The 10653-nt window shown below is 37.2% G+C and carries 9 protein-coding genes and 2 pseudogenes; all 11 read right to left on the bottom strand.

What is annotated here, in order from left to right; all coding sequences use genetic code 11:
- Window positions 1-222 (bottom strand): annotated as a pseudogene (locus tag STRDD13_RS06270) (sigma-70 family RNA polymerase sigma factor); the annotation flags it as partial.
- 126 nt (window positions 223-348) lie between these two features.
- The gene (ftsH, locus tag STRDD13_RS06265; protein WP_067103101.1) at window positions 349-2331 is read right to left on the bottom strand and encodes an ATP-dependent zinc metalloprotease FtsH; all 1983 of its coding nucleotides are present in this window, start codon (window positions 2329-2331) and stop codon (window positions 349-351) included.
- Window positions 2332-2347: 16 nt separating this feature from the next.
- Complete coding sequence (gene hpt, locus STRDD13_RS06260; RefSeq protein ID WP_067103099.1) at window positions 2348-2890, bottom strand: hypoxanthine phosphoribosyltransferase; 543 nt, start codon at window positions 2888-2890, stop codon at window positions 2348-2350.
- A 4-nt stretch (window positions 2891-2894) separates the two neighbouring features.
- Entirely contained in the window at window positions 2895-4163 is a 1269-nt protein-coding gene (tilS, locus tag STRDD13_RS06255; RefSeq protein WP_067103225.1) for a tRNA lysidine(34) synthetase TilS, read from the bottom strand.
- On the bottom strand, window positions 4163-4771 hold the full coding sequence (locus STRDD13_RS08780) for a serine hydrolase (protein ID WP_231852567.1): 609 nt from the start codon (window positions 4769-4771) through the stop codon (window positions 4163-4165). The genes tilS and STRDD13_RS08780 overlap by 1 nt, the downstream gene beginning before the upstream one ends.
- Before the next feature lie 23 nt (window positions 4772-4794).
- Complete coding sequence (locus tag STRDD13_RS08775; protein WP_231852566.1) at window positions 4795-5442, bottom strand: hypothetical protein; 648 nt, start codon at window positions 5440-5442, stop codon at window positions 4795-4797.
- Complete coding sequence (locus STRDD13_RS08865; protein ID WP_269450106.1) at window positions 5435-5572, bottom strand: SP_0009 family protein; 138 nt, start codon at window positions 5570-5572, stop codon at window positions 5435-5437. Before STRDD13_RS08865 ends, STRDD13_RS08775 begins: the two co-directional genes overlap by 8 nt.
- On the bottom strand, window positions 5572-5943 hold the full coding sequence (locus STRDD13_RS06245) for an FtsB family cell division protein (RefSeq protein WP_067103097.1): 372 nt from the start codon (window positions 5941-5943) through the stop codon (window positions 5572-5574). The genes STRDD13_RS08865 and STRDD13_RS06245 overlap by 1 nt, the downstream gene beginning before the upstream one ends.
- Window positions 5930-6202, bottom strand: coding sequence for an RNA-binding S4 domain-containing protein (locus tag STRDD13_RS06240; RefSeq protein WP_067103095.1), 273 nt, complete (start codon window positions 6200-6202; stop codon window positions 5930-5932). The genes STRDD13_RS06245 and STRDD13_RS06240 overlap by 14 nt, the downstream gene beginning before the upstream one ends.
- Window positions 6203-6556: 354 nt before the next feature.
- Window positions 6557-10059: pseudogene (mfd, locus tag STRDD13_RS06235) on the bottom strand (transcription-repair coupling factor).
- Window positions 10060-10629 carry an aminoacyl-tRNA hydrolase gene (pth, locus tag STRDD13_RS06230; protein ID WP_067103093.1) on the bottom strand — a complete coding sequence of 190 codons (570 nt, stop codon included), beginning with the start codon at window positions 10627-10629 and terminating at the stop codon, window positions 10060-10062. It abuts the pseudogene before it with no gap.
- Window positions 10630-10653 lie beyond the last annotated feature (24 nt).

Genomic DNA, 10653 nt, shown 5'->3' with positions numbered 1-10653 from the left:
TCTTCTCACCATGTCTTTTACGTAATTCGTGAACCGTACCTTAAAGTATACATAGAGTTGACCTTCCTTTGTCTCTAACTGGGGCTGTTCTTCTAGTAATTGATATAAGCAGATCATCCCCTCCTGTTTCCAATCATCTCCGTCCCACTGTTTGATGTAGTATTGACGACGCGCCTTCTCCACAATCCCCGACACCTTCGCATATAATGTTTCGATATCCATTCATCCTATCTCCTTCATCTTTTATTCCTCTACTTTAGCAGATAGTTTTCCAGGCCAACAGGACATTTATGTCATGGTAATAAAAAAAATCTAGCAGCTAAGCTGCTAGATGGGGGTGAAAATGCCCTATTCAGATTCTTTTTCTACTTCCAATTTTTCTTTCACTTCTGTATAAGAAAGAGGACGTGCTTCTTCTGTTTCTGTATCTGATTTTTCCGGCATTTTTCCAGTCTCAAAAAGTGATCTAATTTGGACACTATCCAGAGTTTCAAACTCTAAAAGGGCCTCTGCAATAATTTTATGTTTTTCTCTATTTGATTGAATAATTTCCGCCGCTTTGTTTCGTGCTTCATTAAGCAACTTACGGACTTCTTCATCAATTTCGTATGCCGTTTGCTCAGAAATTGGTTTTTGAGTGGTTTGTGCACCAAACATTGCATGGCTGCCTTCATACTGCATTGGCCCCATTTTTTCACTCATTCCATATTCTGTTACCATAGCGCGAGCCATTTGCGTAGCTTGCTCAAAGTCATTGGATGCACCAGTAGTTTGGGCGTTGAAAATAATTTCCTCCGCTACACGACCACCCATGAGACCTGCTAATTGCTCTTTCATGTCATCTTTTGAGTAGAGCATTTGGTCATCTTTTGGAAGTGCAATCATATACCCACCAGCTCGTCCTCGAGGAACAATCGTGACCTTGTGAACATTCCTTGCATTAGATAGAACTAAACCTACAATTGTATGCCCTGCTTCATGATAGGCAACCATTTCGCGTTCTTTTTTAGAAATTTGGCGATCTTTTTTAGATGGACCTGCAATCACACGATCTTCTGCTTCGTCAATATCTGATGCATCAATTTCTGTTTTGTTGCGTCTAGCAGCAACTAGGGCTGCTTCGTTGAGGACATTTTCTAAATCTGCCCCTACAAATCCAGGTGTTTGTTGAGCAACCAACTTCAAATCAACATCCGATGCCAATGGCTTATTTTTAGCATGAACTTTTAGGATAGCCTCTCTACCTTTAACATCCGGTTGACCAACTAATACCTTTCGGTCAAAACGACCAGGACGAAGAAGGGCAGGGTCTAGAACATCACTACGGTTAGTTGCCGCGATAATAATAATTCCTTCATTTCCTTCAAACCCATCCATTTCAATCAAGAGTTGGTTCAAGGTTTGTTCGCGTTCATCATTTCCTCCACCTAGACCCACTCCACGTTGGCGACCAACGGCATCAATCTCATCAATAAAGATAATAGCTGGTGCTGCTTTTTTAGCATCTTCAAACAGGGAGCGGACACGACTTGCTCCAACCCCAACAAACATTTCGACAAAATCAGAACCTGAGATACTAAAGAATGGTACTCCAGCTTCCCCTGCTACAGCTTTAGCTAACAAGGTTTTACCTGTTCCTGGAGGCCCTTCAAGTAAGACACCCGCTGGTATTCGCGCGCCAAGTTTTGTAAATTTTTTAGGATCCTTCAAAAATTCAACAACTTCAACAAGTTCTTGTTTTTCTTCTTCGGCCCCTGCGACATCGTGGAAACGTACTTTGATATCGGATTGACTTTTAGCTTTTGCACGATTCCGTCCAAAATTCATCGCTCCATTAGCCCCACCACCTTGCCGCATCATCAGCATAAAGACAAAACTAATCGCTCCAACCATTACGAGTGGCATCACAAGAGATACCCAAAATTCATTTGAACTTTCCGCAATTACCTTGACTTTTACATTATTTTTCTTAGCTAAATTTTCTAATTGTGCAATAGTTGAATCAGACGCTAAGACTGTCGATGTAAAGCCAGTATAGGTGCTCGTCCGAGCTGCATTCCAAAAGCGAATACTCAAGCTGGCTTGGTTTTCTTGTGTGACAGGTTTTTTATACTTCCCGCTAACCTGGAGGACACTTCCTGATGGTTGATAAGAAACTTCCTCCACATTATTATTTTCTAAGTAAGACACCACTTCTGAATAACTGATTTCTTGCGTCTGAGAATTCCCATTCGCTGCAAAAAATTGATATCCAGATAATAACGTCACTAAAATAATAAGAATTAGGAAGGGGTTTCGAATGAATCCTCGATTATTATTTAGTTTGTTCATAAATCATTCATCCTTTTTAGTTTTTATAAACTTCTTCTTTTAGAACGCCAACATATGGTAAATTACGATAATGTTCATCATAATCTAATCCATAACCAACTACAAATTCATTAGGAATTACGAATCCAGTGTAATCTGCTTCAATGTCAACAACTCGTCCTTCAGGTTTATCTAATAATGTCACGATCGTCACAGAAGCTGCCTTTCGTTCTAACAAGATATTTTTCAAGGCTTGAAGAGTCCGTCCTGTATCGATAATGTCTTCAATGATGATGAGATCACGTCCAGCGATATCCGAATCTAGATCTTTTACAATCTTAACAGTTCCTGAACTGCTTGTACCCCCATGATAACTTGAAACGATCATGAAGTCCATCTCAATTTGAGTATCTATATGCTTGATTAATTCTGCCATAAATGGAACAGAACCTTTTAAAATTCCAACTAATAGTGGATTTTTTTCTTGAAATACTTGTGTTAATTGCTGACCAAGTTCTTTGCTTTTTTGAATAATATCTTCTTCAGATAGTAAGATTTTTTGAATATCGTTCTCTAGCATATTTTTACTCTTTCATTTTTATATACAATTTAGCTTTCATTATATCATTTTTTAATTGTTTACTCAAATCACTTGATATATGATTGACTATACCATAAATTTCATGGTTCTGTTCAATGACAATTCGACCATTTCGAAGCCTCAGTGGCACCTTTTTATCTATAAAATATCGACCTAGTTTTTTATGATGGCCGTTCAATAGGATCTGGTCTCCTGCTTGCCTCTGACGAATACAGACGGGAAGATCTTTTAAAACGAAAAATTCCTGATCCCATTGAGGAATTTCAGTTCCAAAACCGATTACTAGATGTTCCTGTTCAATAACATCACCAAATTGTACCACAATCGGATCCTCATCTTCATCCTCCTTTGGTCTGATTTTTGTAATCTCAAATCGATCATAGTCCTTTTTAAGAAAGTAGGGGCCTTTCAGAGAATGAAAATAGTTAGCCTTATGATTGAGGATCCCTAATATCTGGTCAAACTGTTCTTGACTAACTTGCAAATCAGGAAACTCTGTCAAATAGTGTTGTAAGAAAAGGGATTGAACAGCAGAGGAGGATTGTTGAAATACAGGAACAGAGCAGATATCGATTCCCTGAATCAGATTTAAAAAAGCCTCTTGATAGAGCGACACTTCTTTTCCTATTCGGAGTAATCCATCAACCATGTTGGAATTTTCATCCTTTAATAGGGGAAGTAGGGTATTTCGTACTCTATTTCTAAAGTAGTGTGAAGTCTGATTCGAACAATCTTCAAAATAAAAAACTTCTGATAATTCTTCCTTTTTGAAGCGTAATAAAGGACGGATGAGTTCTCCAGGACCAAAAGGCCTCACTTCTGGAATTCCCGATAGATAGCGTAAACGAGTCGACCGAATAAACCGCATTAAGATGGTTTCAGCCTGATCATCTGCCTGATGTGCGGTTGTAAGAGCTGTATATCCTTCACTTTCCATGATCTTTCTAAAAAAATCATAGCGAAAATTTCGAGCATTTTCTTCTGTAAATTTCCCTTTAAAATGAGCACAATAAAAAGGAATATGTAGTTGCCTACTTAAACGTTCTAGATAGTCTTCTTCTGTCCGATTTTCCTCTCTTTGCCCGTGGTTAATGTGCACCATTCCTAATTCAATATCCAGAGACTCTCTAAATTGATAGAGAAGATCGAGCAGATTCATTGAATCTTTACCGCCAGAGACGGCTACCAATACCTTCTTATGTTTATCAAAAAAGTGACCATCTTGAGCCACTTTTAAAAATTTTTCTTGTATCATTTTAGAATATCGTATACGTCCTTTGCAATTTTCGAAATAGTATCATAATCTGATTGATTGGTGAAAATAGATAAGATAAAGGGACTATCTGCATACACTACTGCCACATCATGACGATAATCATAGGCATCTCCAATTTTATGAGCTACTTTAACTGGAATATTTTTGGAGATCCGTTCCGTATCATAATTGGTAGAGGACAGACTATCTAACACAAATCCTCCTTGGTGATAAATAGCTTCCATAATCTGTCCAGCCATTTTAGCTGACGCATCCCGCTTTTCTACATCCCAAATTCCATCAAAAGTTTCTGCAATTTTCGATTTAAAAATGCTGTCTGACTGATTCGCTATATAATAACCAAGTAAATTACTCCCGACATTATCTGATTCTTTAGCAGTTCGGTTTATCACATCTTGTAGTGTATACTTCTTACCATCCGCAGTCTTTGGTAAACTACCACTTCCTGCTGGATCATAAGCTCCAGAAAATTGATGAACTGCCTCTGTGTATGTCAAAGAATCAGAAAGTTTAACGTTTCCTTCATTCAGCTGATATTGTGCATAGTATAAATAGAGAAGTTTTGTTACGCTCGCAGAATACATCTGCTGATCTGATCGAATTCCTGCTATCTGTCCTGTTTCAATTTGCTTGACATAGACGGAATAAGATGGGGAATTATATTTTTTTCTAATACAGATTGAACCAGCTCAATACGATTGTCCGTCTCCGATAACTCTTGAAGAGGAAGATAACCTTTTCCTTCAACAAAAGCAAATTCTCCTCGGACAGTTGTCACAATTTTTGATACTTGTACTGGCTGATAGGAAGCAAGCGCATTTGGCAATATCTTAAGCTGTCCTCCAGTTGGTTCTTGATATACATGAATATCTTTTTTTGTCCAAAAAGTCTGATCTACACTGCGTTGTCCCTGGACAATATCATCTGCAATATTTCGCGTATCAGCAAGAATAAAACTGCCCTGTTTTAATTCGAAAATCTTTTTCCCTTGATCATTCACCTTGATAGATTGGATGGATAAGGAAGTATGAGCTGAAATTTTCCCATTTTTTTTACTCAAATCAGCTGTGGAAAAGGTGTCGATTTCTTTTATAGTCAGAGGATGCTGCGGAATTTTTTGAAAATCAAATTGATACGCTTGTTGGGTGAATTCATATTTTTCTTGATTGGTTAGTTTAAATTCAATTTCTAAGCTATCTGTAAGAAGGGGAACACATAGAACAGGCAACAACATCAGAAATAAATATTTACGCATTGTTATCCCTTTCCTTTTCTACTTTTACCTTTAACTCTTGATTCTTTTTGGATAATTCCTCTAATTTTTCATCTGAATAACCTAGAAAGGTTTCCACGACTTTAACAATATTATCTCGATTATTTTTCATCATTTTGGTAATAAACCAGGGATATTGTAGACAAATTCTCCCTCTTTAGAATACTGGTATTTGGCACGAACATATTTTAAGGCAAAATCATTGTCTTCTAATTTCTTAACCAAAGCTTGTTCTTCCAGATGTTTTGCCGTTAACTTTTCATTCTCCCTTTTTAAAACAGCTAATTGTTGATGGTGAGACTGCAATTCCTGATAACTCTGAACGAGGTTAAAGGTTGGAAGGATAAATAAAAATACAGCAAATATTAGGATAATTCCCATAAAACGATTCCGTTTCCGGTTCTCTCGCTCATCTTGTCGTCTTTTTTTTATTTCCTCTTGAATAAAATGATTATTCATTTGGAGGACATTATCTCTCTCCATCTGTTTCAATCCTTTTCTCACTTAAAATTTCATACATGCTTGCTGCATCTTCTTTTTTAGTAGAATCTTTCATTTCTAAGACACGGACCGTCAATACCTTATTTCCAAAACGAATTTCAATTTCGTCATTCGTTTTTAAGACTGTAGAAGATTTGGCTAAAATGCCATTCACTTTGATTCTTCCTTTATCGGCAACTTCCTTAGCTACTGTTCGGCGTTTGATGATTCGTGATACTTTCAGATATTTATCTAGACGCATACTTTTTCCCTCTTCTTTTATAACTCTCTTATTTTACCATTTTTTTGGCAAAAAGTAGAATTGGATAGGGTTTGTTACCAAAATGTAAAGAGGCTGGAACAAAAGTCCTAGCCTCTCCATTGTTTTTGGATTGTCGAGCAAGACGCAGCGGTTGAGTGGGCTCTACTAGGCTGATTTCATCAGCATTTACAGCCCTACTCAACTGTGCGGAGGTGGGACGACGAAATCGAATTCTAGCGAATGACCGATTTCTGTCCCACTCTCTGGTGAAAATCTCGGAGATTGAAATTCCATCTTTTCAATAAAAACTGAGGAAAACTTTCTCATTGCTACGATATTATAGATATCGTTCATTTAATCATTTTCTGTTTTTTTGCTTTCTTTGATTTGGACAAGTTGTTCACAAAAAGTCATCAAACCTTCCAAAATTTCATAATCCTTTTTCTGACGAATTCCAAAAACGACCATTATTTTTCCATTTTCTTCAGCAATACGAGCCTTCAAGGTGGTTCTAGACAAAGCTTGGAAATAATCCTGTGTTAAAAAATACTGACCAGCTATAGGTTCGAAAAGCACCATTACAGTCTCCTGTTTCCTTTCTATTTTTTCCACAAAGACCTGATCAGCGAAGTATTTTAGTAAACCAATCTCCAGTAAATAAGCCACTACATCCGGATATTCCCCAAAGCGATCCATTAATTCAATTTGTAACTCTTCGTAGTTTACACGACTGTCAATCTCCTTGATACGTTTGTAAATTTCAATTTTTTGTCGTTGATCTGCAATATAATCCTCTGGAAGATAAGCATCAATCTGAAGAAGAATTTCACTGTTAGACTTCTGTCGTTTTTGTTGTTTTCCCTGTTTTTGTAAAATAGCTTCTTCAAGCAACTGCGAGTATAGCTCATAGCCGACTGAGTCAATAAAGCCACTTTGAGCTGCTCCAAGAAGGTTCCCTGCACCCCGTATGGACAAATCCTGCATGGCAATCTTAAATCCAGAACCTAATTCTGTAAACCCCTTAATAGCCTCTAATCGTTTTTCTGAAATTTCTGTCAAGGTCTTGTCTGGGCGATACATCAGATAGGCGTAGGCAATGCGATTGGTACGACCAACACGACCACGTAATTGATATAAGGTTGACAATCCCATGTGATCTGCATTTTCAATGAATAAGGTATTTGCATTTGGAATATCCACTCCTGTCTCAATAATGGTGGTTGTCACCAGTACGTCGTATTCGCCCTCAATAAAGGAAAAAAGAGTACTTTCTAATTCGATCTCGGACATTCGACCATGAATAAAGCCAATCGAAGCTTCTGGTACTAATTCACGGAGTTCAGAAACTTTCTGTTCAATCGTGTCAATTTTATTGTAAAGGTAGTAAACTTGACCACCTCGATCTAGTTCGCGTAAGATGGCATCACGAATAACCGTTGGATTGGTCTCCATCACATAAGTTTGTACAGGATACCGATCCGTAGGAGGTGTTTCAATAATAGACAAGTCACGAATACCTAACATAGACATATGCAGGGTTCGGGGAATAGGGGTGGCAGTTAAGGTTAGGACATCGATTCTCTTTTTTAATTCCTTCAGCATTTCCTTATGCTTGACACCAAATCGCTGCTCTTCGTCAATCACTAGTAAACCTAAATCAGAAAATTGTACGTCTTTTGATAAGAGGCGATGAGTTCCAATAACAATATCAATCTGGCCCTTTTTCACCTTATTCAGAATTTCTTCTTGTTCACTCTTCGTCTGAAAACGGCTCAATACCGCTACTGTCACAGCAAATTCTGAAAAACGCTCTGTAAAGTTCGTGAAATGTTGCTGGGCAAGGACGGTTGTGGGGACCAAAACAGCTACTTGTTTTCCATCATTAACTGCCTTAAAAGCTGCCCGCATAGCCACTTCTGTTTTCCCAAACCCAACATCTCCTACAAGCAATCGATCCATTGGTTGTTCTTTTTCCATATCCGATTTTATTTCTCGAATAGAGCGCAATTGATCCTCAGTCTCTACGTAAGTAAAGAAATTGTCAAATTCCTCCTGGTTTCGATCATCCGAAGAGAAGGCGAACCCTTTTAATTGGCTTCGTTCAGCATATAATTGAATCAAATCATCAGCGATATCTTCAACCTGTTTTTGGACCTTTGTTTTGTTTTTTGAAAACGACCATCATTTAATTTATTGATTTTAGGTGTTTTTCCATCTGAGGCTACATACTTAGACAGTTGATCAATCTGCTCTACAGGTAATGAAATCCGGTCTGATTGCTGATATTGGATAGTGATATAGTCCCTATGAATTCCTGAAATTTCGATTGTTTCAATTCCTAGGTATTGTCCTATTCCATGCACATGGTGGACAACATAATCTCCCACTTCTAACTCGTTGTAATCCTTTATTCGCTCAGCATTGGAGATATTTTTCCTCCGTAATCGCTTTTTAATCTTTTTATTAAAAATTTCCTTTTCGGTTATGAGAGCGATTTTTTCGTCTAAAAACTGAAATCCGCTAGCTAATTGACCAACAAACAATTGGGTCTCCCCTAAAACAAGTTCTTGAGCGGAATGGATAGGATAAGAGAGTTGATAGTCTTCTAAACTTTTTTTCAGGTTGTGTAGAGATTGTTCTGATGAAGCCTGTAAAAGCACAGTGTATCCAGACTTTTCATACCGGTGAATCGTTTCTATCAAGAGAGGCATCTGATGAAAAAATTCTTGCATGGAATGCTGGGTAAACTGGTAGATGGCATCAAATGTGAGATTTCCAAGTCCTCTTTGGAAAGAAGAAAAGAAAGTAGAAGGAAGGTGTTTCCGGATTTTTTGATAGCTATCTGCAAAGTAAGAGAGGGAAGAAACAGCTTTACCTTTCTGTAAATCTTCTGTCAACAACTCTGCAGCTTCCTTTTCAAATTGAGCATGCTTTTCCATGATTTTATGAAAATCATCGTAAAAAATTGGGGTTTGCTGAGGAAGATAATCTAAGATTGTCCTCTCTTTTTCATAGAAAAACGAGAGAAATTTCCGTAGATCTGGGTGACGATAACCACTTTTACAGTCAGCTAGTACCTCTTCTAGATAAGAAGTTTGTTCTCCATTTGAAGAGTGTTCAATTGCCTTTTTTATCTTTTCTTCTGCTCGCTTAAAATCTTCTTTATTTAAAATTACTTCCGACGCTGGATGAATACGAATACTATCTAGATTGGAGATGGAGGTTTGCTTTTCTATATCAAAGAATCGGATGCCATCTATTTCATCACCAAAAAATTCAATCCGAATAGGTTGTTCTAAACGACTATCGTAAATATCTAAAATGTCTCCCCTACGACTAAATTCACCTATTGTCAAAACACGAGATACTTTTTTATAGCCAGTTCTTGATAAAAGGTTTACAATAGTGTCAATTTCTTTTTCTTGACCGACAGTCAACTCAATAAAACTGTCTTGGTATTGATTGACTGTAGGTAACAGAATGCGTATTGCAGCATAATTGAGAACTAAAAAACCCTCTTTTTCTTTATCTAGAAGAAAATTTAAGGCCTCAATACGAGATTGATTTCGATCTTTGGAAGAAAAGACAAATTCCGCGATGGGGGAATCATCTGTAAAAAACTGGTAAACCTTATCATCCCCTACCAGAGAAGCAAGGTCCGTTGAGATTTTTTCAGACTCATTTTGGGTTGAAGTCATAACTACAATTTTATTTGTAAATTGATCTAAAGCAGAAGCCATTACCAGATGCTTGATTGATTGAGACAAACCCAACAAAAGTTGACGATTCTCTTTTTTAATTCCTTTTTGCCATTTTTGGACATGTTGTCCTTGACTGATAAGATCTTTTATATCCATTTATCCATTAAACTTTCTCATTATTTTTTCACTATCATCTTCTTGTAAATAATACTTGATAGCATTGTCAACTTTTTCAATCGCTAAGTCAATTGTAATTTTGTCTTCTTCTCGAAATTTTCCCAGTACGTGATGAACGACAGTCATCCCTTTTTGGGGTCTTCCAATTCCTATCTTAATCCGATCAAATTCTTGTGTTCCGATATGCGCTATAATGGATTTGATTCCATTGTGACCACCTGCTGAACCATTTTTACGGAAGCGGATTTTCCCAACTTCCATATCCAAATCATCATAAATGACCAGTAAATCAGTCACAGAGATATTGTAATAAGACAAGAAAGCATGCACTGCCTTCCCTGATTCATTCATAAAAGTGGTAGGTTTTACGAAATATACTTTTTCTCCATCTAGAAAAGTAGACGCAACTTCAGCTTGGAAAATAGCATCTGCTGTAAAATGAAGAGATAATTCCTTTACAAGTTTGTCAAGCACCATAAATCCAACATTGTGCCTGGTTTCATGATATTTTGTTCCTGGATTTCCTAAACCAACTATTAATTTAACCATTTTACTCCTCTACTAATCTTAAAA

The organism is Streptococcus sp. DD13 (assembly GCF_001578875.1).
GTDB lineage: Bacteria > Bacillota > Bacilli > Lactobacillales > Streptococcaceae > Streptococcus.
Note: the sequence above shows the minus strand (reverse complement) of the source record. Positions and strands in the feature narration are given on the sequence as shown.

Bases quoted from the DNA above. Each gene is read 5' to 3' on its own strand.
- ftsH (WP_067103101.1), bottom strand. From the start codon at position 2,331: ATGAACAAACTAAATAATAATCGAGGATTCATTCGAAACCCCTTCCTA.
- hpt (WP_067103099.1), bottom strand. From the start codon at position 2,890: ATGCTAGAGAACGATATTCAAAAAATCTTACTATCTGAAGAAGATATT.
- STRDD13_RS08780 (WP_231852567.1), bottom strand. From the start codon at position 4,771: ATGTATTCTGCGAGCGTAACAAAACTTCTCTATTTATACTATGCACAA.
- STRDD13_RS08775 (WP_231852566.1), bottom strand. From the start codon at position 5,442: ATGCGTAAATATTTATTTCTGATGTTGTTGCCTGTTCTATGTGTTCCC.
- STRDD13_RS08865 (WP_269450106.1), bottom strand. From the start codon at position 5,572: ATGAAAAATAATCGAGATAATATTGTTAAAGTCGTGGAAACCTTTCTA.
- STRDD13_RS06245 (WP_067103097.1), bottom strand. From the start codon at position 5,943: ATGGAGAGAGATAATGTCCTCCAAATGAATAATCATTTTATTCAAGAG.
- STRDD13_RS06240 (WP_067103095.1), bottom strand. From the start codon at position 6,202: ATGCGTCTAGATAAATATCTGAAAGTATCACGAATCATCAAACGCCGA.
- pth (WP_067103093.1), bottom strand. From the start codon at position 10,629: ATGGTTAAATTAATAGTTGGTTTAGGAAATCCAGGAACAAAATATCAT.